The following is a 20373-nucleotide window of genomic DNA, read 5'->3' as shown; positions in this document are numbered from 1 at the left end:
CGCATGGGTTCCCATCTTTGCTTTTTTAGTTATTTTACTCTAATCGGGAAATTAAAAGTAAGATTAGCCGAGGAATAATAATGAAAATACAATGGGTGAATAAAATATGGAGCCATTGATCGAGACCTTAAAAAAATTTCGCCTTAAATTTTCCAATCTAGACATGTATTTGAATGATAAAAAATAGTGTAATCACCTATATAAATTCGTCCCGTGGGGCAGGTCATTTGTTTGGTGCAGTTGTAAGCCCCAAATAAAAATCAGTTTTAAGCGTGATTGTCGTGGTTTTAGGCAGTGGGGACTAGGCAAAAAATGACAAATCTATCGCAGATCGAGTTTTTTCCCGCGAAAAGGTTTAATCGAAGGGTTAAGACGTGTAAAATTCTAATCGATTTTTATTTATCCACCGTTTTTATCTTTTGAGGTTCTCCTCGATCATAATCTCGCGGTGATATGCCCCATGGTACGGGGCATCACTCCTTAAGGATTTTTTATATGCCAATTATCACTTTGCCAAATGGTGATCAAAAACAATTTGATCAAGCCGTATCTGTGATGGACGTTGCGTTAAGCATTGGTCCTGGTCTTGCGAAAAATACAGTAGCAGGTCGTGTAAACGATCGTCTAGTTGATGCATCAGACTTGATTACTGAAGATGCAACCATACAAATCATTACACCGAAAGACGAAGAAGGTGTAGAGATTATTCGTCACTCTTGCGCGCACTTGGTTGGTCACGCTGTTAAACAATTGTTCCCAGAAGCAAAAATGGTCATTGGTCCAGTCATTGAAGAAGGTTTCTACTATGACATCTGGATGCCACGTCCATTCACTTTAGATGACATGGCAGCGATTGAAGAGCGCATGAAAAAGCTCATCGATCAAGATTATGATGTCGTGAAAAAAATGACACCACGTGATGAAGTGATTGCAGAATTTACAGCACGTGGCGAAGAATATAAATTACGCTTGATCGCGGACATGCCTGAAGAAACGCAAATGGGCTTGTACTACCATCAAGATTATTTGGATATGTGCCGTGGTCCGCATGTACCAAACACTAAATTTTTAAAATCATTCAAGTTGACTAAAATCTCTGGCGCTTACTGGCGCGGTGATGCGAAGAATGAACAATTACAGCGTATTTACGGTACAGCTTGGTCAGACAAGAAACAACTTGCAGCGTATATCAAACGTATTGAAGAAGCAGAAAAACGCGATCACCGTAAAATTGGTAAAGCTTTAGACTTATTCCATATGCAAGAAGAAGCACCGGGTATGGTGTTCTGGCATCCGAATGGTTGGACCATTTACCAAGTACTTGAACAATACATGCGTAAAGTTCAACAAGACAATGGTTATCAAGAAATTCGTACACCACAAGTGGTTGATTTCACCCTTTGGGAAAAATCAGGACATGCTGCAAACTATGCAGACAACATGTTTACCACGCATTCGGAAAACCGTAACTATGCGGTAAAACCGATGAACTGCCCATGTCATGTGCAAGTGTTTAACCAAGGTTTAAAATCTTACCGTGATTTGCCTATTCGTTTGGCTGAATTTGGTTCATGCCACCGTAACGAACCATCGGGTTCATTACACGGCATTATGCGTGTGCGTGGCTTTACCCAAGATGATGCACATATTTTCTGTACGACTGAACAGATTGGTAAAGAAGTTGCTGATTTCATTAAGCTCACTTTAGATGTGTATAAAGATTTTGGCTTTGAAGAAGTGCAAATGAAATTATCAACACGTCCAGAAAAACGTGTTGGCGATGACAAACTTTGGGATATGGCTGAAAAATCTTTGGCAGATGCTTTAGATGCAGCAGGTCTGGCTTGGGATTTACAACCGGGTGAAGGTGCATTCTACGGTCCAAAAATTGAATTCTCATTGAAAGACTGCTTAGGTCGTGTATGGCAATGTGGTACTATTCAGTGTGACTTCAATTTACCAGAGCGTTTAGACGCATCTTATGTGACTGAAGACAATGATCGTGATCAACCTGTTATGTTGCATCGTGCAATTCTTGGCAGTTTTGAACGATTTATTGGTATACTAATTGAACACTACGCTGGCTTCATGCCACCTTGGTTAGCGCCAGTACAAGCGTGTGTAATGAATATTACAGATTCACAAGCTGAGGCATGTGAGTCAGTCGTCGCAAAACTTAAAGAAAGCGGTATCCGTGCGATTTCAGACTTGAGAAATGAAAAAATCGGCTTTAAGATTCGTGAACGCACTTTAGAGCGTATTCCTTATTTATTGGTTCTTGGAGACCGAGAAGTAGAGGAAGGTACAGTCAACGTACGTACCCGCTCAGGAACAAATTTAGGTACTATGTCAATCGATGCTTTCGTTGACTTAGTGAAAGCAGCCGTAGCCGAACGCGGCCGGTACATTGTGGAGTAACAGCGATTAAACAGCCTGACCGTAATCAACAGGGCGGTAATAAATCAAACCGTCCTGCTTTGAATGATGAAATTCGTGCAAAAGAAGTCCGTCTTGTAGACGAAAATGGCGAACAAAAAGGCATCGTAAGCTTGGCTGATGCCTTACGTGCTGCTGAAAGCGTTGATCTTGACTTGGTTGAGATTGTTGCAAATGCAGAGCCACCAGTTTGTAAAATTATGGACTTCAATAAGCATTTGTTTGACCTTAAGCAAAAGCAAAAAGAAGCGAAGAAAAAACAGCATCAAGTCCAGGTGAAAGAAATCAAGCTCCGCCCTGCGACTGATGTTGGTGATTACAACGTAAAATTACGTGCAATTATCAAGTTCCTTGAAGAAGGCAACAAGGTAAAAATCACCTTGCGCTTCCGTGGTCGTGAAATGGCTCACCAACAATTAGGTCTTGCTCAATTACAAAAAGTTGAAGCAGATGTAATTGAATACGGTACAGTCGAACAAGCACCAAAAATGGAAGGTCGTCAAATGGGTATGCTACTTGGACCGAAACGTAAAAAGTAAGCACTCATTGATCAAAAAAGCACTGCATATGCAGTGCTTTTTTACGTTTGTGTTTTGATAGGATTGATCTTACAAGTTAAAAAGACCAGTCATCGACTGGTCTTTTTTGTGCTTTATTCAGTTTTAGGCGAATCTAAAAGTTCATTACCTTTTCGACCAATTGGAATGTGTCGTGGTAATTTTTCTTCAGGAATAATACGCTGTAAGTCTATTTTCAATAAACCATGTTCATAGTCAGCTCGTTGTACCTCAATATGTTCATCTAAGCGTAAAGACAGTTTAAATGAACGATCGGCAATGCCTTTATGCAGAAATTCAACGCTTGTATCCGACTTTTCTTCAACCGATTTCCCTGTGATGGTGAGGACTTGGTTTTCCAGCTTAATCTCTAGTTGCTCTGGATTAAATCCAGAGGTTGCAACGACTATGCGGTAGTTATGCTCACCAGTTTTTTCAATATTATAGAGCGGATAATTGGGTGTATCGCTTTGCATTGCATAATCGAATAAGTCATTGAGTCGGTCAAAACCAATGCTACGACGGAATAATGGACTAAGACTGAAGTTGCTCATTGATAGAACCTCCTGAAATTAGCAAAGTTTTATAAACAAGATTTTGATTGCTGCATTCGCAGCATCTTCAGCAATAGCCTTAAAGGCATATTGCTGTATTTTAAATATAGGATTGCTTTTGTAGATTTCAACAATAAAATTTAAAAAAAGTAAAAAAATCTTCATTTGATAATTGCTTGCAAAATTTTGTGTTCAATCATGCTATTTGCTACATGAAGTTGTACTGTTTGTTGCCATAAAACATGCTATAACTAAGTGTAAATCTCAATAATGTGATGTAAAAAAATGAGAAAAGTGGAAGGTAGAGAGCATGATTGATCTATATTATTGGGGTACACCCAATGGTCATAAAATTACAATAGCATTAGAAGAAATGGCGTTGGATTATCAAATTTTCCCCATTAATATTTTGGAAAATGATCAGTTTCAACCTGACTTTTTACGTATTTCTCCCAACAATAAAATTCCAGCCATTGTGGATCAAGATGGGCCTCGTGGCGAAGCGATTTCCGTGTTTGAATCTGGTGCAATTTTACAATATTTGGGGCGTAAAACAGGCTTGTATTATCCCACGGATGAACAGCAGCGCGTTGAGGTAGAGCAGTGGTTGATGTGGCAAATGGGCGGTTTAGGTCCGATGCTGGGGCAAAATCATCATTTTAATAAATTTGCACCTGAAAAAATTCCGTATGCGATAGAGCGTTATGTCAATGAAACCAAACGGCTTTATGGTGTGTTAAATCAACAGTTAATTGGTCAAAAGTATGTGGCAGGTGAATATTCAATTGCTGATATGGCAATTCTGCCGTGGATATTACGTTATGAATGGCAGCAAATTCAGTTAGAAGATTATCCTTACGTAAAAGAATATATTGAACGCTTAACCGCACGCCCAGCCGTGCAACGTGCATTAGCGCTTAAAGTGGTGACTTGATTGCAAAAAATAGCGTATGTTTTTGTGCTAAGATCTGGTGATTACACCGCTTAAATTTCGCAGAAATAAACCACCCATTGCGGTGGTTTTTTATTGGATGACATGATGATGAAAGATTTTTTCTTAAATTTAACGCGTATTATTGAAAGCAATGCGAAAATTTATTGGGCGATTATCTTTGGTATTGCATGTTGTTTATTGCTTTATATTGCTGAAATAATTCATATGCAATCCTTGGCGGAAATGCTAAAAGCGAGTGCGCCATCGGCATCGGGTGAAGTTTTTGGTGTGATTGCACGACGTTATAATTTAGCCCGTGGATTGGTGATGGTGTTATTTATTGCTTGGTCTGTCTATGAATACAAGACAACCAAGAAAAAACTTGGGCTTTAACCGCATATTTAGCGCATGTGGTCTTATGTTTTATTGTTTATTTCGGCTTTTGGCGCAGCAACCTTATTGCCATTGCAGTCAGAAGCCGTTTTATTGGCGTTGTTCGCTGAAGGCAGTCATTCGGTCATTGCGCTACTGTTTGTTGCCAGCTTAGGAAATATTTTGGGTTCTTGTGTGAATTGGTGGCTCGGTTTTAAAATTGAACACTATAAAGATCAAAAGTGGTTCCCTGTTTCTAAAGCTAAAATGTTGAAAGCACAGACTCTGTATCAAAAATATGGTTACTGGTCATTGCTGCTCAGTTGGGTGCCGATTATTGGCGATCCGATTACTCTAATTGCAGGTTTACTTAAAGAAAACTTTGTACGGTTCTTATTGATGGTGAGTCTTGCAAAAATAGGACGTTATGTTTTTATTTATTGGGCTTTTTCCATGTTTTAAAAAAGAGATGCTGCTGCATCTCTTTTTATGCTTTTTTATTCTGGACATTGATTGAGATCAAATTTGATTTCATCTTTCAGGGTTGATTTTTTATATAGCCATAATGTGCTGGCCGTGCGTTTTACAGAAATTTGGCTCTGTGAAACTGCCTGAACAACAGCTTGGTCTACCGCATAAATGCCAGAACCTTTTGTCACTTTAACTTTTTTCACATCACCGTGTTTATTCACTTTAAAGCTGAATTTTACCGCACGATTATGTTCATTTAACTGCTCCGAATCGAGCTCTAAAGTCGGTTGGCTACGATAGGAAAAAGCGGTTTTTTTCTTTTGTTGTTGAGCTTGCCAATTTTTAGAGTCAAATTGATACTGACAAACTTCTCTATCTTCATCGGAGCTTAATTTTAAGCTGAAGGTTTGGTAGCCAATCACTGGCGTTGCGGTATCCTTTTCAACATGCGGTTTGACATGTGCTTCACGAACCGCTTGCACTAAAAGATTATCTAAATGCGTTAAACCGGTACTTTCTTGTACGCGAGCTTCGGCAATATTGCCTGTTTCATCGGCATAGATCCGAATAATGGCACTTCTATTTTGGTCTTTTAAATCTTCATTTTTATACTGTGGGCGTGGAAATTTGTTCCACTGAATGCGTGTAGTCAAGTGCGCGGGAAGGGCTGCGCTTTTCTGAACGGAAAGTTGTTGTGTGGCTTTAGGTTCAGCACTATAAGCAGCGCTTAACGGTAAGCTGATGAGTAGAGAAAAACACAGGATTTGTTTCATAAATATTATTTCTTTAATCAAATCAGAGAAGGCAGCGGTAGCGGAGCATTGTAAGTGCGCAGTATTTCCTGAATTGAAAATACTCGCAAGTCTAAAAAATAAATTAATGCCTCTGATCATTGCCTTGACTAATATCTACACCAAATAAATCTTTGGTTTTGATCCAGCTTATGGTGACGACAGCCATCGTCATACAGCCGCCCAATACCGTTGCCATGATGGTTCCCATGTATTTTGCCGCTAAGCCAGATTCAAAAGCCCCTAGTTCATTGCTGCTTGAAACAAACATGCCATTTACTGCGGCTACGCGCCCACGCATATTTTCAGGCGGATAAATTTGTAGAATGGTTTGTCGCACGACCACTGAAATACTGTCACAAGCTCCTGTCATGGCTAAAGCAAACAGGGATAACCACATGTTATTTGAAAAGGCAAACAACAGTGTGAATAAGCCAAAACCTGCAACTGCAAGCAGCATATTGCGCCAAGCATTTTGTGTAGGGGGGAACTTGGTTAAGGCAATCATGGTCATGAGTGCGCCAATAGAAGGGGCTGCACGTAAATAACCTAAACCTTCAGGGCCAACTTTTAAGATATCTTCAGCAAAAATAGGCAGCAGTGCGATCACACCACCAAACAGTACCGAAACCAAATCAAGAGAAATCGCCCACAGGACAATTTTGGTTCTCCAGATAAAACGGAAACCATCACCTAAACTTTCAATTAAATTATTTGTTTCGATTTTAGGAAAGCTGCGTTTTTGCAGTAGATTAATTAATATAAAGCAAATGGCGAGTAATACCGCCACAGTAAGTAAACTGCTTTCACGACCTAAAAATGCCAGCATGAAGCCACCCAACATCGGGCCAATAATCACGCCACTTTGCCAACCAATGGTGGTCCAAGTTGCACCATTGGCATATAGCTCGCGTGGGATTAGGAACGGCTTAAGCGAGGTTGCAGATGGATTATAAAAACCACGAATGGTGCCTAAGCCAAAAATGACCGCATAAATTCCCCAAGACAGTGTGTTGACTGTGATTTGACCTAATCCATAGTGATGAAACAGCCACCATAAAACCATAGGTAAGGGGATTGCAAAGAATAAACAGATTTTCATGATGCTCTGTTTGTTAAAGCGGTCGGCAAAATAACCACCCCATAAAGACAAAGCGATAAATGGAATCGCTTCGGCTAAACCAATCAAGCCTAAGGTCAAAGGATCTTTGGTAATTTGATAAAGTGAATAGGCGACAATAATTTCTTGAATTAAAATAGCAATCGTCAAACAGAACTGATTCATCGTGACGATAGAAAAATCGCGATAACGTAGGGCTGCAAAAGCATCCAGTGCAGGGTTCATATGGGTCCAGCATTCTTATGTTGTGATAATTATAAGGCCGAATAGTGGGTTTTTAATAAAAATATAGCACTTTTATATTCAAAACAAGACTCAGTCCAGCAGATAATCAATCGGTATATTTAAGGATATTTGCTTTTGTTTTAAGCAAAGATGCTTTAGAATACTGGCTCCCTTACCTGCAGGTCGTTTTTGCAATGGTGCAGACGCTCCGAACAGGTGTTCAAAAGAGGTTGTTATGCCTAAGATGAAAACTCGCCGTGGTGCTGCTAAACGCTTTAAAGCGACAGCTAACGGTATCAAGCGTAAACAAGCGTTCAAACGCCACATTTTGACCAAAAAATCTGCTAAGCGTATTCGTCAATTGCGCGGCTGTGTAATGGTTCACGTAAGTGACGTTGCTTCAGTTCGCCGTATGTGCCCATACCTTTAAGGAGATTTATAAATGGCTCGTGTAAAACGTGGTGTCCAGGCTCATCGCCGTCATAAAAGAATTCTTGCTCGTGCTAAAGGTTACTACGGCGCTCGTTCACGCGTATATCGCGTAGCGTTCCAAGCAGTAATCAAAGCTGGTCAATATGCTTACCGTGACCGTCGTCAGAAGAAACGTCAATTCCGCGCTTTGTGGATTGCTCGTATCAATGCTGGTGCGCGTCTAAACGGTTTGTCGTACAGCCGTATGATTGCTGGCTTGAAAAAAGCTCAAGTAATCATCGACCGTCGCGTACTTGCTGACATTGCTATGCATGATGCAGTTGCATTTGCTGCTATCGCTGAAAAAGCGAAAAGCGCATTAGCTGCTTAATCATCATAGATGATTCAAAAAAAGACCGCTTTTAGCGGTCTTTTTTATTTTAGATTATTTTTAAGTAGATAATAATTAGAGATAAATTATGAATAATGAAAATTTTTTAAATGATTTAATACAACAAACACAGCAAGGTGGTCAGTTCAAATATTTATATTTTTGGGGGCATACTCCAAAGCAAGCTAATATTGTTGATAAAAGTTGTTTTAGTCAGTGGTTTTCAGCGCAATTTGAATTGGATGGGATTACATATCTCACCGCTGAGCATTATATGATGGCGCAAAAAGCACAGTTATTTCATGATGATGAGACATTTGATCAAATCTTAAAAGTCACACATCCGAATGAAGCAAAGCAGTTGGGTCGAAAAGTACAAAATTATGATGAACAGACATGGAAAGAAAAACGATTTAACATTGTGTTGCAAGCAAACTTTGCTAAATTTTCTCAACATCTTGAATTAAGAGATTTCTTAATTGACACGCATGATCGCATTTTGGTTGAAGCATCGCCAGTTGATGCGATTTGGGGTGTTGGTCTGGCGCAAGATCATCTAGATATTCAAAATCCAGAGAAGTGGAAAGGATTAAATCTGCTCGGCTTTGCACTCATGCAAGTTCGAGCTCAGCTTTTGGCTCAGTCTAACTGAGCTTTTTAGGGCTAGACACTATTGAGTTCGAACATTTGATGAAAAATGAATTGATAGATTGGAGAGGAAAAGACAAAAACTGGAGTGATCTGTGGTTAGCTTGGATCAAATCTTCGATTCGGAAAGGTCGATAAGATAAATAAACCAATGGCTATAAATCCAATGCTTTGTAGGATCAGTATAACTTTATGTTCGGTAGGCAATGCTGCAATTAAAGTCATCAATGCCGTGAATGGCATCAGCCTAAATAGAAGAGTAAAGCCATTTTTATAAGGGTTATCTGCTGCGATTTTTAAGCTTAAAGCTCTGAGTAGATGTATACCCATACCAATCATCAGGCTGATTCCGGTAAACATAGCGGAGAGTTGTTGCACGGTGGAACAGAGATAAATCATGACACAGGTGGCAATACATACCAGCAGTTTAATTTGACGCGTACATCTGTCCGAATACCAAAACTGCAACATTATTTCTGCTCATCCGTAAGATTATTTTGATTGAGTAGCGATAATGGCGAGAATAAACAAATGGCTAAAGCCATAAAGCCAATCCCTTGTGCGCCAGGAATTAAAATTTCCCCCTCCTGCATATGCATAAAAATGAGTGACATTAAGAGTGCAATGGGAATCCATGTGAGTAGTCGATATAACAAACCCGTTGGATTTTGAACAGCAAAATGAATTTTACAATAACGACAAATCAGAAAAATGATACCTGTACCTAAGAACATGAGTATTGCATCAAGTTTGAGTGGTTCCATCCAATAAAGCACACCTGTGGCAATCGTGATGACAATAAAAATCATGAGTTTACGGGAAATTGAAACTTGAGGATTAAACCAAAATTCGAGCATAGGCTTTGGGTAACGAGATGAGAACTGCGAGTACTTTAGCATATGAACTAAAGTGAAGCACGGCTTCAGCTTATGGGTAGCTCATCTTAAATGAAGCGGAGAGGACTAAGTGTGATCAAGAAAAAGGAGACGCTATGGTCTCCTTCATTCAGTGTGGAATATATGGCTTATCGCTTTAGATCAGAGCATTTTGTAAGTTAGCTATTTTTTAATGGACCCCAATCATAAGTTTTCTTTTGGTAGGCATACCACATCATCCATAGACCAATCAAAATCATGGGTACAGTAAGGAATTGCCCTTTACTCATCCAGCCAATAAACAGTTGTCCATGGTCGGGTTCGCGGAAAAACTCCACCACAAAGCGTGCAATACCGTAGCCAATCAAGAACAGGGCTGAAACCGCCATACGTGGGCGTGGTTTGGAACTAAACCACCAGAGCACAATAAACAGAATGAGACCTTCTGCTAAGGCTTGATAAAGTTGTGATGGATGACGAACCAATTGTAGCGGATCGGTCGGGAAAATCATCCCAAGCGCAAAATTTGGATCGGAGACCTGACGACCATACAGTTCACCGCCAATAAAGTTACCAATACGACCAAACATTAAGCCTGTAGGTACGCAAGGTGCAATAAAATCGAGGGTTTGAAACCACGTCATCTGGTATTTTTTACACCAGAACAGCATAGCAATCATCACGCCCAAGAAGCCGCCATGGAAGCTCATACCACCTGTCCAGACTTGGAATAACCACAGTGGATTGGCAAGAAATTGTTCAAAACCATAAAAGAACACGTAGCCTATACGACCACCGACAACGACACCTAAAGCACCATAGAAAATCAGGTCAGAGACCATATCGGGTGTCCAACCATCACGCTGTTTAGTTCTATAGGTGGCAAGCCCCCAAGCAAATAAAAATGCCAATAAATACATTAGTCCATACCAATGTACTTGTAAGGGTCCCAGTGATACGGCAATTGGGTCAATATTTGGATAGGTCAGCATTCCTGTTCCTTGTCATTATGTTTTGCACAGATTTTAGCTGAATGTGATGAAAAATGTTGTACATTCAATGTGTAAAGATAATGAGCACGGATTATGTGTATTGTAGCTTTAGCTTGGCAGGTGTTGGGTGATACACCGTTATGCTTAATTTCAAATCGTGATGAGTTTTATCAGCGTCCGACCAGTGGTTTAAAAACTTGGCAAAATAGCCCAATTATTGCTGGACAAGATTTGCAGTCAGGTGGAACGTGGATGGGGGTGACTGAATCGGGCCGATGGGCTGTAGTGACCAACTTTCGAGATGGCACCGATCAAAAAAAATATCAGACTTCACGCGGACAATTGATTCAACATTTTTTACAATCAGATTTAACACCAATTCGCTTTGCTCAAGCCTTAGAAAAGCAACAACTTGATTATGCGGGTTTTAATTTATTTATCGGTGATCAGCATCAAGCGGTTTATATGAGTAATCGCGGTGAAGCACCACAAGTCTTGGCTCAAGGGGTGTATGTGGTTTCTAATGGTTTAATGACCGAACACTGGGAAAAGACCAAGCATCTCCGCAAGCGCTTTACCCAAGAGTTTTTACCCATGTTGCAACAGAGCACGACAGCAGAAGCAGACTTGGAATTTGCAGTGTGGGATATTTTAGAAGATGAACGTAAAATTATTGCTGAATTACTGCCACAAACTGGCATTAGTTTAGAAATGGAAGCACTATTGTCTTCTACTTTTATTCAAAGTCCAATTTATGGCACACGCTGTTCAAATTTTTTAAGAATGAAAAACCAGACATGGTTATGGCAAGAAAAATCCCAACAAGGCGAGACTCAAGGGAAAATTATTAAGCTGAATTTTCCCTTGAGTCAATAAAAAATACCGACGTGAAGTCGGCATTTTTTTAAAATTGTTTAGTTATTTCTTAGGATTTGCAATTTTTTTAACGATGGATGGCATTGGGTCCGCTGTGATGTAGCCAACTGATGCTGCATAACCATCATTATAATTTGCATTAATTAAGGGGGTGAGTGCAGTTTTGACAACATTATGAATACCGCCCCAATCACCTGCGTGCTGGAAGTTGCTCATAATATACGTCCAACCATTAATGGAGTCGACCGCATGTAAGCCTGTTGCTTCTGCACCTGCGGGTGTAGAAAGAATACGATCAAGTGATTTCGTATCAACATTGTAGGCCCAAAGGAAGTTATTCACATGGTTACCGCTGTCTTCACCAATAAATAATGTGCGCAGGGTTTCAGAGAATTTTAAATTATCTGGGCTGGCAATATTATTTGGATTGGCAGTATTGCCTAGGCTGTCAGCAGGAATATCTTCGCCCATGCGTAGCATATGGCTTTGATATGGAACCCAAGCACTGTCAATGAGGCTATTTCCAGTATCGACCAGACTGCCTTTTAAGTCATGCGCCATAATGCCGCCAGCTTTAACAACTTTGCTGAATTTGACGTTATGTGAAGCTACCCAGCCAGTTTGACCTTGCACCATAGAGCCTTGAATATTCGCCAAAGCAGAGTAAGCAACTTTATCTTTAATGTTGACCGTTGTGCCTTCCATTTTTGTAAACGCCATACTGCCGCCTTTTAACGCTGCATAACGGTGGGTTTCAAGGAATGCTGCTGCCAGTTCAATTTCAGCTTTGCTAAAGCCATTGTTGGCTTCTTTAAGTTTTATCCAAAGGGTTTTACCATCTAAAACAATTTCGCTATAGCCCGTTGTATCTGCTGGAGCAGTGGCTAAACTTTCCATGATATTTTCAGCTTTAATACCACGAACATTGACTAAATCTTCAATGGTTTTGCTGTCTGAATGACCTAGTTTGATCCATTCAATGCCAGCAGTTGACGTTTCATTTAGCTCATTTTTGTATTTAGCAACATAAAGTGAGCCAGCAGATAAGTCTTTTTCTTTGTCTGCAACGAACATGAAGAAACCGCCATTGGTATAGTCGTCACCCATAATGGCAGTACGATTATCTGGCATGACTTGAATCAATTCATGTGAAATACGGCCTAAGCAATAATGTTTCTTCGCCGTTGCACCGCCTTTACCATCTAAAATAATTTCAGGCATATGCCCGTAGTTGTAAGGATTGGCTTGAGTTTCATTACCGTACAAATATGAGCTATATGCTTTTAATGTGCTGAGTTTTGTACCAATTTGATTGAATGCATCAGGTTCATATTCTTCACTAGAAAGATGGGTATTCCATGGTGAAAGGCTTGCACCACAAGTAATCCACAAACCATGAACTTTTGACATATCGACATTAAAGTATTTTTTAAGTTCTAAATGACCTGTGGTCTGATCTTGATCTAAAGTGAGGACTGCGATTGGAGAGGGCAATTTGCCATACATATCCTGTTTAGCAAGATTTTTAGATGCATATTCAAATTGAACAACATGAAAAACAGGCTTATTGACGCCAGAAACATTGGCACCTTCAATGTGAATCAGGGAAGAGCCATCAGGGCAGTCGGAGAAAAATTGACGTGATGTTCCTGCAAGGGAAGTATCTAAAATTGGCTGATTATTAATATTGTAATAACCACCTGCTAAAATTTTTCCACCTGCTAAGTTGTCGACCTCTACACCCGTGTTAAAGAAAGATTTATAACCAAGTGTATATTCAGTTTGGCTATTGTCATCCCATTCAATCGTTAACTTAGATGCAACCGTTGTTGTCGCCATCGCTGTGGCATTGCTTAGATCTGGTGCAGCCATTGGAGTGAATTTAGCATTTTTAAAATTGGCTACTTTTGTTGGTGGTGTAATCACAGCAGTAGTATTGTCACTGTCGTTACATCCGCTGAGTGCTGCGGCTGTACTCATTGCCCCCAAAGGTAAAAATGGAATTCCTGCAAACCATTTAAGTAGATCACGGCGACTTGGCTGATTAGAAGTGGCTGTCATAATAAATCCGTATAAAGTAATAAAAGTATTATTTAGTTCGTTATCGTGAATGATTGTATAAATAGTTAGTGACAGTTCTTTTACATTTTGAAGTCAGTTTAAAGACAGATTTTACTTTAGTGGAAAGCAGTGTTATTTTTTTATATTTATAAATAAAAACAATAACATGTATTTTTAAAAGCACATGTTATTGTATGAAAAGTATATGTTGTTATTTAGGTGGCTTTTCGCTTTTCTAATAGTTTTCCTAGCAGTAACCCAACTTCAAATAACATCCACATTGGTACAGCCAACATAATCATTGAAATGGCATCAGGTGGTGTTACAAACATGGCAATGAAGAAGCAACCAACGACAATGAAACGGCGTTTTTCAACCAGACTTTGGGTACTGACAGCACCAATTAAAATTAAAATCAGAGTAATGATTGGGATTTCAAAAGTCAGACCGAACACTAAAAAGAGTTTTAAACAGAAACTTAAATAACTGTTGATATCCGTCATTGGAGCAACTGTTTCGGGCGAGACACTAATAAAGAAATGAAGAATACTGGGTAGCGTAATAAAATAGGCAAAGGCGATACCTAAATAAAATAATAAGATGCTACCGAACAATAATGGGACTGCAAGAAAACGCTCTTTTTCATAAAGTGCAGGGCGTACAAAAGACCACAGTTGATAAATAATAAAAGGCATGGCCAACATCAGTGCGACAAATAAATTGAGCTTAAATGGCGCCATAAAGGTCGCTGTGACATCCGTTGCAATCATTGTAGATGTTGCTGGAAGTTGCTGTCTTAAAGGATCTGAGAGTAATTGATAGGTATAATTTCGAAAGGGTAATAAACAAAAAAACAAAAAAAGGATTACACCGACAATCTTAAAAAGATAGCGCCGTAATACCACTAAATGTTGCATAACGGGCATTTGTTCTAAATTTTCAGCTCCAGATTTCACGGAAGCTATAGGGAGTTGGCTTTGACTCATACGGCAATCTTCAATTGAGTAGGTGCTGTTTGGATTTCTAAAGGAATCAGTAATTTTGTCCAGTGACGCTGAATATAACCTTTAGAAAATGGAGTGAAGTCACTTCTTTCTAGCCATTGATAACTGTTAATCTGGTGTTTTTGGGTCTGTTGATCTTTAGCGGTATTGCTGTCATCGGTGTTTCGAATTGCATCGAGTTGTTGCTGCATCCGACGTTCAAGTTCGCTGATTTTATCAATTTCTTTTTGTATTTCTTCGCGAAATTCAGAAAGGCGTAATTCTCGGTCAATTTCATTTTGAATATTACCAATGAATTTTTTAATTTTGCCATACCACTTTGCAGCAAAACGCGCACCTTCGGGAAGTTTATCTGGCCCAAGAATTAACAATGCAATGATGGCAAAGCAAAGAAGTTCGGTTATTCCGATGTTCAGCATAAGGGAGTGCTCTTAGCTTTTTATAGAGTTTTCAGCATTTTTCACTTGAGCATCAATGGTGAGTGGCTCTTTAAGCCTAGCTTGTTCAGCTTCATCTTCCTTAATCGACTTTTTAAAATCTTTGACGGCGCCACCGACATCTTTACCTAGATTTTTTAATTTTGATGTGCCAAATAATAAAATCACCACAATTGCGAAAATCACAACGTGCCAAATCGATAATCCTGCCATGTTCTTTACTCATTTTTTATTGAGTACCATCTGAACATTTTGCCATGACAGCAATGTGACTGAAAAATTGCAGTTTAAAGACAAGCGAGATTAAACCTGCTGTTGTGCTTAATTCAGTGCTAGCATATTTAGGTGGAATATTTAGGATGATGTTGTGGCTTTGCTGTTACCACTTTTTGGCTTTTTATGTGGCTGGGGACTTGCTTCAAGCCAATTTTCAACACGTTTAAAATCATTGTTTGCGAGCCTATTGGCGCGGTTTTTTATTCCCGTCGTGATTATTTACAACATGGTGTTTTATCAAGCTGGCAGTTTGAGTTTGATGCTCTTTAGCTTTGTGGTCGCGGTGCTGCTGTTCTACTTTTTCCTTGCGCTGTCTAAAGATCAATTACGGGCTTTATGTTTTAGCTATGTGAATATGGCATGGCTGGGCTTTCCTTTTGCGATTGCTTTATTTGGCCCTGAAATTAGTGCACCGATGGTGGCTTTATATGTCGGAGGATCTATTTTTGGCAATATTTGGGCAGTCACCTCTGTTAGTTCAGACAAACAAGCCATCTCTGATATTGCAAAAAAAGTCATGCAATCACCTCCCATAATGGCATTAATTTTGGCACTGATCTGTCGAATATTGGGCGTGCAGCATTTTGAACAACATCAATGGATAGATCTCATCTATAGCCTAGCCAAAATTGGCATGAGTTTTTCTGGCATGTGTGTGTTAGGGATGTGGTTGCAGCAAACCAAAGTGTATAAAAAAGATTTATTGCGCAGTAGCCGTGTGGCTATATTAAAACTGAGTTGTGGGGTGGTGCTGTGTGGACTGACGTATTGGTTAATTCCGATCCCGAATATTGAACACTATATTGGGGTCATGTTCTTATTGTTTTGTTTACCGCCAGCGGCCAATATTGTGGCGCTAGAAACCCACTATCAAGGAACGGGGACTTCAGCAAAGGATATTGCATCGGGTACGATGGTGAGCTGTGTCGTGGTGATGCTATACGCTGGGGTATTGCATTTCTTTTAAAGTGCAATCTTTCGTAATGCTATTCACTTAAGGGTAATTCAATGATTACTCATTTAAAAAATCTCCCCTCTTGCGAAGCAATGCTTCTCATCTTTGAAAAAAGAGGGGGAGCTATCGAGAATTTAAAATAATTTCATATTCTTAAAACTCCCTCCTTTGAAAAAGGAGGGTTGGGGAGGATTTAAAAATACTTAATGATTTCCTAAACTCGCTTTAAACAACTGCATCGCTTGCCCACGATGGCTGATTTTGTTTTTATCTTCTTTCGACATTTCTGCACTTGAAATTCCCAGTTCAGGTAACCAGAACAAAGGGTCATAACCAAAACCATTTTCACCACGCGCATGTTCTAAAACTTCGCCGGCCCAAATGCCTTGGAAAATTTGTGGCAGGGGATCTTCAGCATGTTGAACCAAAGCCAATACACAGACGAACATGCCTTCAATTGCTTCGCCATTTTTACGCAGTGCTTTAAGGTCGGCTAACAGCTTTTCATTATTGGCCGCATCATCGCCATGTTCACCTGCATAGCGTGCAGAGTAGATGCCCGGTGCACCGCCAAGTACGGGAACACAAATACCAGAGTCATCGGCAATGGCAGGTTTACCTGAAATACGCGAGGCATGACGGGCTTTAATAATGGCATTTTCAACAAAGCTTAATCCGTCTTCGATGGCATCATCAATGTTTAACTTACCTTGAGCAATTACTTCAACAGGAAGATTAAGCCCAGCAAATAATTTTTCAAATTCAGCAATTTTTCCTTTGTTATTGCTGGCAAGGACTAAAGTCCCTTGAGATAACCATGCATTTGCAGACATTGTATTTGTGCTCATGAATTGAAAATGAAGGTCTATATTTTAACTGATTTTATAAAAGAGCATGTGAAGTTGGCTTATAATTGAAGTGAGAAATAAATATTAGTGCTGGCATGGTCACCATAACAATCGAACAGGATGAATTTTATCAATACATTATTGCTAAAAATGCCATGTATGATGTCGATGCTTTAAGTCAGGCCTTAGCCGATTATTTAGTTCATCACTTTTCGGCAGAATATAAATTTTATTTATTTTTATGTGACGCGACTTGGCAACCGAATAACAGAATTACTCATTATTATAAAATGTCTAAAAATAGAGAATATTCTCTATTATTTTCAGAGCAAAAATCAAAGCAAATGAAATTCAGATTTTGCAGCCAATGAATGAGCAATATGTAAAATATGTAACCTGTTTTAGTTTGGACACGAGCGAAATTTTTTCAGCTATTCACTTAAATGCCACACAGTTTTCAGGTGCTAGTTTTATTTTTATCGTGGAGCAAGATCAAAAAATCGTTTTAGATAAACAATTCACAAAAATGATATTTGATGCGGCACAGTTAGCTCATCAGCACTTAAATTGGTGTGAATTAGAGTCATTTTGTTTAAAAAATCTTTATCGATCGATGCAGAAGTGGCAAGGGGATGATGAAATTTCATTAAGATTAAATCATAAAAAAGCACCCGAAGGTGCTGTCTAGAATCAGTGTAATCTTATTGCGCTTGAATCCATTTGTCTGCACGGTCACGCGCCATACGAATTTGGTCTTGGCTTAAGTTTGCAGCCAAAGCAGTTTTCTTACCTTCAGACAGAGAAATCACTTTGTTGTCGAGCATGCCATCACGGGTTGAAAGCTCATACCATTGGTATGCACCCACGTAGTTTTTCTTTTGCTCTTCCATCATTGCGAGGTTAAAGCTGGCACGGTTGTCACCGTGGCTTGCTGCTTTTTCAAAATATTTACGGGCTAAAGTTTCATCTCTTTTGGTGCCAACACCATCAGCCAGCATACGACCGACATTTAATTGCGCCGCAGAAAGACCCTGATCCGCAGCAGCTTTATACCAAGTAAAGGCTTGGTTTTCATCTTGTTGAATGTCTTTGCCGTGTTGGTATTTGGTCGCTAGATAGAATTGTGCGCCCGCTTGGCCAGATTTAGCGGCTTTAATCAGGCTATTAATATCCATAACAGAATATTGTGCAGCCTGACTTGAAACAGAGGGTGTCGAGGCAACATAATCCGCATGGGCTTGAATGCTAAAAAATCCAACCAATAGTGTGCTGAGTAATATTTTTTTCATAGTGCGCTCACTCGATAAATAGCGACTTCACCAAACAGATTCGGAACATGTTTACTGAGTAAACTACCTTGTTGGTTCCCATTCACGGCGAGTCGATTAATAATCCGGATATTATTTTCAGCACAAAGTGCTTCAAAATCACGGAAAGTACATAAGTGGATATTGGGTGTATTATACCACATGTAAGGTAAAGCATTTGAAACAGGCATCATTCCCTTTAAAGCCAAAAAAGAACGTGTCTTCCAGTGGGCAAAATTAGGAAAGGTGATAATGGCTTGTTTCCCTACACGCACCATATCACGCAATAATACGTCTGGTGCATCTACAGCTTGCAAAGCCTGTGCCATAACCACATAATCAAATGACTGGTCTGCAAAACGACTTAAACCAAGATTTAAGTCTTGTTGAATAATATTTAACCCTCGACTGACCGCAATTGCAATCTTTTCTTGATCAATTTCTAATCCATATGCACGAATATTGTGCTTTTTTCCCATATGTGCCAGCAGTTCGCCATCACCGCAACCGAGATCGAGCACGCTAGAGTCAGGTTTAATCCATTTTTCAGCAAGTTGATGGTCGATACGCATTACACAGTCTCCTTAGGTGTTGCTTTAAGGTGTTCTACGCCACCTAAAAATGCACGTAATGATTTCACGTAAAGCGGAATAGGGAATAAAAAGGAATCATGACCTTGTTCTGCATCAATATCGACATAGCTGACGGGTTTATGATTGCTAATCAGTGCATCGACAATTTCTTGTGAACGCTGTGGGGTGAAACGCCAATCTGTGGTGAAGGAAACCACCAAGAAACGGCATTTGGTGTTCGCCATCGCTTTGGTTAAAGACAGCTCATATTCACGTGCTGGATCAAAATAGTCCAATGCTTTGGTCATAATGAGGTAGGTGTTGGCATCAAAGTTACGGCTGAACTGTTCACCTTGATAGCGCAAATAACTTTCGACTTGGAATTCAACGTCAAAACCATACATAAATTTACCCGACTTTAAGTCGCGGCCAAATTTTTGTTTCATGGCTTCTTCAGATAAGTAGGTAATATGACCGACCATGCGCGCCAAAATTAAGCCGCGTTTAGGATAGCTGTCATTTTCTAGATAGCGCCCGTTATAGAAGTCTGGATCAGATAAAATGGACTGCCGCGCAACTTCATTAAAGGCAATATTTTGTGCAGAGAGTTTCGGTGCACTGGCAATAATGACACAGTTTTTTAACCGATCAGGATAATCTACCGACCATTGCAAAGCCTGCATACCGCCCAGTGAACCACCAATAATGGAATACCAAACCTCAATCCCTAAACGATCGGATAATAAGACTTGTGTTTTAACCCAGTCACGTACCGTCACCAATGGAAAATCTGGACCATAAGGACGATTATCATTTTCAGGGTTGGGCGATATTGGCCCCGTTGAGCCACTGCAACCGCCAATATTATTCAGTGCCACCACAAAGAATTTAGACGTATCAATCGCTTTGCCCGGACCAATACAGGCATCCCACCAGCCTGCTTTTTTATCATCATCATGATGATAGCCTGCTGCATGATGATGCCCAGACAACGCATGGCAAATCAGAATGGCATTGGATTTGTCTGCATTGAGCGTACCGTAGGTTTCAACCATGATTTCGAAACGTGGCAAAACACGACCACATTCAAGCTCTAAAGGCTCTTCGAATTGGAGCTTTTGTGGGAGAACGATGCCCACTGAGTCAGCTGGAAAAGACACAGGAATAATTCGCCTTAAATCTTTAGAATGTATAAATAAAAGGATACCACTTGAGTGGTATCCTTCTAAAGTCATTTTAGTGCTAAATATTATTGCTAAT

At 39.8% G+C, this 20373-nt stretch carries 26 protein-coding genes; 12 read left to right on the top strand and 14 right to left on the bottom strand.

Features of this window, described 5'->3' with window-relative positions; all coding sequences use genetic code 11:
• Window positions 1–495: 495 nt before the first annotated feature.
• Both thrS and infC read left to right on the top strand, forming a co-directional pair.
• Window positions 496–2418 carry a threonine--tRNA ligase gene (gene thrS, locus BLV99_RS00425; protein WP_004649817.1) on the top strand — a complete coding sequence of 641 codons (1923 nt, stop codon included), beginning with the start codon at window positions 496–498 and terminating at the stop codon, window positions 2416–2418.
• A 5-nt stretch (window positions 2419–2423) separates the two neighbouring features.
• Window positions 2424–2975 carry a translation initiation factor IF-3 gene (gene infC / locus BLV99_RS00420; RefSeq protein ID WP_081399747.1) on the top strand — a complete coding sequence of 184 codons (552 nt, stop codon included), beginning with the start codon at window positions 2424–2426 and terminating at the stop codon, window positions 2973–2975.
• 113 nt (window positions 2976–3088) lie between these two features.
• On the opposite strand, the gene BLV99_RS00415 is transcribed toward infC, so the two are convergent.
• The gene (locus BLV99_RS00415) at window positions 3089–3547 is read right to left on the bottom strand and encodes an Hsp20 family protein (protein ID WP_092686638.1); all 459 of its coding nucleotides are present in this window, start codon (window positions 3545–3547) and stop codon (window positions 3089–3091) included.
• Window positions 3548–3857: 310 nt separating this feature from the next.
• Here BLV99_RS00415 and BLV99_RS00410 point away from each other — a divergent pair, with 310 nt between their 5' ends.
• The 3 genes from BLV99_RS00410 (at window position 3858) to BLV99_RS00400 (ending at window position 5315) form a co-directional block, all read left to right on the top strand.
• Window positions 3858–4481, top strand: coding sequence for a glutathione S-transferase N-terminal domain-containing protein (locus tag BLV99_RS00410; RefSeq protein WP_092686636.1), 624 nt, complete (start codon window positions 3858–3860; stop codon window positions 4479–4481).
• 105 nt (window positions 4482–4586) lie between these two features.
• Window positions 4587–4874 carry a hypothetical protein gene (locus BLV99_RS00405; RefSeq protein WP_319830008.1) on the top strand — a complete coding sequence of 96 codons (288 nt, stop codon included), beginning with the start codon at window positions 4587–4589 and terminating at the stop codon, window positions 4872–4874.
• 15 nt (window positions 4875–4889) lie between these two features.
• Window positions 4890–5315: a YqaA family protein gene (locus BLV99_RS00400; protein ID WP_092686634.1), complete on the top strand. Its 426-nt coding sequence runs from the start codon at window positions 4890–4892 to the stop codon at window positions 5313–5315.
• Window positions 5316–5350: 35 nt separating this feature from the next.
• On the opposite strand, the gene BLV99_RS00395 is transcribed toward BLV99_RS00400, so the two are convergent.
• Window positions 5351–6097 carry a TonB family protein gene (locus tag BLV99_RS00395; RefSeq protein ID WP_092686632.1) on the bottom strand — a complete coding sequence of 249 codons (747 nt, stop codon included), beginning with the start codon at window positions 6095–6097 and terminating at the stop codon, window positions 5351–5353.
• A 103-nt stretch (window positions 6098–6200) separates the two neighbouring features.
• Window positions 6201–7460 (bottom strand): MFS transporter, encoded by a 1260-nt coding sequence (locus BLV99_RS00390; protein WP_092686630.1) that lies wholly within the window; start codon window positions 7458–7460, stop codon window positions 6201–6203.
• Window positions 7461–7695: 235 nt separating this feature from the next.
• Here BLV99_RS00390 and rpmI point away from each other — a divergent pair, with 235 nt between their 5' ends.
• The 3 genes from rpmI (at window position 7696) to BLV99_RS00375 (ending at window position 8914) form a co-directional block, all read left to right on the top strand.
• Window positions 7696–7890: a 50S ribosomal protein L35 gene (gene rpmI, locus BLV99_RS00385; RefSeq protein WP_067721945.1), complete on the top strand. Its 195-nt coding sequence runs from the start codon at window positions 7696–7698 to the stop codon at window positions 7888–7890.
• Between the two features lie 12 nt (window positions 7891–7902).
• Window positions 7903–8262: a 50S ribosomal protein L20 gene (rplT, locus tag BLV99_RS00380; RefSeq protein WP_004649808.1), complete on the top strand. Its 360-nt coding sequence runs from the start codon at window positions 7903–7905 to the stop codon at window positions 8260–8262.
• An 88-nt stretch (window positions 8263–8350) separates the two neighbouring features.
• Complete coding sequence (locus BLV99_RS00375) at window positions 8351–8914, top strand: NADAR family protein (protein WP_092686628.1); 564 nt, start codon at window positions 8351–8353, stop codon at window positions 8912–8914.
• A gap of 95 nt (window positions 8915–9009) precedes the next feature.
• On the opposite strand, the gene BLV99_RS00370 is transcribed toward BLV99_RS00375, so the two are convergent.
• From BLV99_RS00370 to lgt, 3 genes are all read right to left on the bottom strand, one after another.
• Complete coding sequence (locus tag BLV99_RS00370; protein ID WP_092686626.1) at window positions 9010–9381, bottom strand: hypothetical protein; 372 nt, start codon at window positions 9379–9381, stop codon at window positions 9010–9012.
• Entirely contained in the window at window positions 9381–9767 is a 387-nt protein-coding gene (locus BLV99_RS00365) for a hypothetical protein (protein WP_092686624.1), read from the bottom strand. Before BLV99_RS00365 ends, BLV99_RS00370 begins: the two co-directional genes overlap by 1 nt.
• A gap of 197 nt (window positions 9768–9964) precedes the next feature.
• Entirely contained in the window at window positions 9965–10777 is an 813-nt protein-coding gene (gene lgt / locus BLV99_RS00360; RefSeq protein ID WP_086183772.1) for a prolipoprotein diacylglyceryl transferase, read from the bottom strand.
• A gap of 93 nt (window positions 10778–10870) precedes the next feature.
• Here lgt and BLV99_RS00355 point away from each other — a divergent pair, with 93 nt between their 5' ends.
• Window positions 10871–11653, top strand: coding sequence for an NRDE family protein (locus BLV99_RS00355; protein ID WP_092686622.1), 783 nt, complete (start codon window positions 10871–10873; stop codon window positions 11651–11653).
• A 42-nt stretch (window positions 11654–11695) separates the two neighbouring features.
• Here the strand turns inward: BLV99_RS00355 and BLV99_RS00350 are convergent, their stop codons facing one another.
• The 4 genes from BLV99_RS00350 to BLV99_RS00335 form a co-directional block, all read right to left on the bottom strand.
• Window positions 11696–13714 carry a PhoX family protein gene (locus tag BLV99_RS00350; protein ID WP_092686620.1) on the bottom strand — a complete coding sequence of 673 codons (2019 nt, stop codon included), beginning with the start codon at window positions 13712–13714 and terminating at the stop codon, window positions 11696–11698.
• Window positions 13715–13929: 215 nt separating this feature from the next.
• Window positions 13930–14700 carry a twin-arginine translocase subunit TatC gene (tatC, locus tag BLV99_RS00345; protein WP_086183769.1) on the bottom strand — a complete coding sequence of 257 codons (771 nt, stop codon included), beginning with the start codon at window positions 14698–14700 and terminating at the stop codon, window positions 13930–13932.
• Window positions 14697–15137, bottom strand: coding sequence for a Sec-independent protein translocase protein TatB (gene tatB, locus BLV99_RS00340; protein WP_086183768.1), 441 nt, complete (start codon window positions 15135–15137; stop codon window positions 14697–14699). The genes tatC and tatB overlap by 4 nt, the downstream gene beginning before the upstream one ends.
• 12 nt (window positions 15138–15149) lie before the next feature.
• A complete protein-coding gene (locus tag BLV99_RS00335; protein WP_086183767.1) occupies window positions 15150–15368 on the bottom strand; it encodes a Sec-independent protein translocase subunit TatA in 219 nt (72 codons plus the stop codon).
• A gap of 154 nt (window positions 15369–15522) precedes the next feature.
• Between BLV99_RS00335 and BLV99_RS00330 the strand changes: the two genes are divergently transcribed.
• Window positions 15523–16398: an AEC family transporter gene (locus BLV99_RS00330; protein WP_092686618.1), complete on the top strand. Its 876-nt coding sequence runs from the start codon at window positions 15523–15525 to the stop codon at window positions 16396–16398.
• A 191-nt stretch (window positions 16399–16589) separates the two neighbouring features.
• Here BLV99_RS00330 and rdgB read toward each other — a convergent pair whose 3' ends face one another.
• Window positions 16590–17219 (bottom strand): RdgB/HAM1 family non-canonical purine NTP pyrophosphatase, encoded by a 630-nt coding sequence (gene rdgB / locus BLV99_RS00325; RefSeq protein ID WP_092686616.1) that lies wholly within the window; start codon window positions 17217–17219, stop codon window positions 16590–16592.
• A gap of 110 nt (window positions 17220–17329) precedes the next feature.
• Here rdgB and BLV99_RS00320 point away from each other — a divergent pair, with 110 nt between their 5' ends.
• Window positions 17330–17605, top strand: coding sequence for a hypothetical protein (locus BLV99_RS00320; protein ID WP_092686614.1), 276 nt, complete (start codon window positions 17330–17332; stop codon window positions 17603–17605).
• On the top strand, window positions 17602–17922 hold the full coding sequence (locus BLV99_RS00315; RefSeq protein WP_092686612.1) for a hypothetical protein: 321 nt from the start codon (window positions 17602–17604) through the stop codon (window positions 17920–17922). Before BLV99_RS00320 ends, BLV99_RS00315 begins: the two co-directional genes overlap by 4 nt.
• 13 nt (window positions 17923–17935) lie before the next feature.
• On the opposite strand, the gene BLV99_RS00310 is transcribed toward BLV99_RS00315, so the two are convergent.
• The 3 genes from BLV99_RS00310 to metX are packed head-to-tail and all read right to left on the bottom strand — an operon-like array spanning window position 17936 to window position 20273.
• The gene (locus BLV99_RS00310; protein WP_086164985.1) at window positions 17936–18523 is read right to left on the bottom strand and encodes a tetratricopeptide repeat protein; all 588 of its coding nucleotides are present in this window, start codon (window positions 18521–18523) and stop codon (window positions 17936–17938) included.
• Entirely contained in the window at window positions 18520–19113 is a 594-nt protein-coding gene (metW, locus tag BLV99_RS00305) for a methionine biosynthesis protein MetW (protein WP_092686610.1), read from the bottom strand. The genes BLV99_RS00310 and metW overlap by 4 nt, the downstream gene beginning before the upstream one ends.
• A complete protein-coding gene (metX, locus tag BLV99_RS00300) occupies window positions 19113–20273 on the bottom strand; it encodes a homoserine O-succinyltransferase MetX (RefSeq protein ID WP_092686608.1) in 1161 nt (386 codons plus the stop codon). Before metX ends, metW begins: the two co-directional genes overlap by 1 nt.
• Window positions 20274–20373 lie beyond the last annotated feature (100 nt).

It is taken from the genome of Acinetobacter kyonggiensis (assembly GCF_900107285.1).
Lineage (GTDB): Bacteria > Pseudomonadota > Gammaproteobacteria > Pseudomonadales > Moraxellaceae > Acinetobacter > Acinetobacter kyonggiensis.
This window is presented reverse-complemented; position numbering and strand designations above follow the sequence as displayed.

Excerpts from the sequence above, each read along its gene's own strand:
- BLV99_RS00415 (WP_092686638.1), bottom strand. The coding sequence starts at position 3,547 with ATGAGCAACTTCAGTCTTAGTCCATTATTCCGTCGTAGCATTGGTTTT.
- thrS (WP_004649817.1), top strand. The coding sequence starts at position 496 with ATGCCAATTATCACTTTGCCAAATGGTGATCAAAAACAATTTGATCAA.
- BLV99_RS00390 (WP_092686630.1), bottom strand. The coding sequence starts at position 7,460 with ATGAACCCTGCACTGGATGCTTTTGCAGCCCTACGTTATCGCGATTTT.
- BLV99_RS00335 (WP_086183767.1), bottom strand. The coding sequence starts at position 15,368 with ATGGCAGGATTATCGATTTGGCACGTTGTGATTTTCGCAATTGTGGTG.
- tatC (WP_086183769.1), bottom strand. The coding sequence starts at position 14,700 with ATGAGTCAAAGCCAACTCCCTATAGCTTCCGTGAAATCTGGAGCTGAA.
- BLV99_RS00355 (WP_092686622.1), top strand. The coding sequence starts at position 10,871 with ATGTGTATTGTAGCTTTAGCTTGGCAGGTGTTGGGTGATACACCGTTA.
- rdgB (WP_092686616.1), bottom strand. The coding sequence starts at position 17,219 with ATGTCTGCAAATGCATGGTTATCTCAAGGGACTTTAGTCCTTGCCAGC.
- BLV99_RS00350 (WP_092686620.1), bottom strand. The coding sequence starts at position 13,714 with ATGACAGCCACTTCTAATCAGCCAAGTCGCCGTGATCTACTTAAATGG.
- BLV99_RS00315 (WP_092686612.1), top strand. The coding sequence starts at position 17,602 with ATGAATGAGCAATATGTAAAATATGTAACCTGTTTTAGTTTGGACACG.
- BLV99_RS00405 (WP_319830008.1), top strand. The coding sequence starts at position 4,587 with ATGATGAAAGATTTTTTCTTAAATTTAACGCGTATTATTGAAAGCAAT.
- BLV99_RS00375 (WP_092686628.1), top strand. The coding sequence starts at position 8,351 with ATGAATAATGAAAATTTTTTAAATGATTTAATACAACAAACACAGCAA.
- lgt (WP_086183772.1), bottom strand. The coding sequence starts at position 10,777 with ATGCTGACCTATCCAAATATTGACCCAATTGCCGTATCACTGGGACCC.
- BLV99_RS00365 (WP_092686624.1), bottom strand. The coding sequence starts at position 9,767 with ATGCTCGAATTTTGGTTTAATCCTCAAGTTTCAATTTCCCGTAAACTC.
- BLV99_RS00395 (WP_092686632.1), bottom strand. The coding sequence starts at position 6,097 with ATGAAACAAATCCTGTGTTTTTCTCTACTCATCAGCTTACCGTTAAGC.
- BLV99_RS00320 (WP_092686614.1), top strand. The coding sequence starts at position 17,330 with ATGGTCACCATAACAATCGAACAGGATGAATTTTATCAATACATTATT.
- metW (WP_092686610.1), bottom strand. The coding sequence starts at position 19,113 with ATGCGTATCGACCATCAACTTGCTGAAAAATGGATTAAACCTGACTCT.
- rplT (WP_004649808.1), top strand. The coding sequence starts at position 7,903 with ATGGCTCGTGTAAAACGTGGTGTCCAGGCTCATCGCCGTCATAAAAGA.
- tatB (WP_086183768.1), bottom strand. The coding sequence starts at position 15,137 with ATGCTGAACATCGGAATAACCGAACTTCTTTGCTTTGCCATCATTGCA.
- BLV99_RS00370 (WP_092686626.1), bottom strand. The coding sequence starts at position 9,381 with ATGTTGCAGTTTTGGTATTCGGACAGATGTACGCGTCAAATTAAACTG.
- BLV99_RS00310 (WP_086164985.1), bottom strand. The coding sequence starts at position 18,523 with ATGAAAAAAATATTACTCAGCACACTATTGGTTGGATTTTTTAGCATT.
- BLV99_RS00410 (WP_092686636.1), top strand. The coding sequence starts at position 3,858 with ATGATTGATCTATATTATTGGGGTACACCCAATGGTCATAAAATTACA.
- rpmI (WP_067721945.1), top strand. The coding sequence starts at position 7,696 with ATGCCTAAGATGAAAACTCGCCGTGGTGCTGCTAAACGCTTTAAAGCG.
- BLV99_RS00400 (WP_092686634.1), top strand. The coding sequence starts at position 4,890 with ATGTGGTCTTATGTTTTATTGTTTATTTCGGCTTTTGGCGCAGCAACC.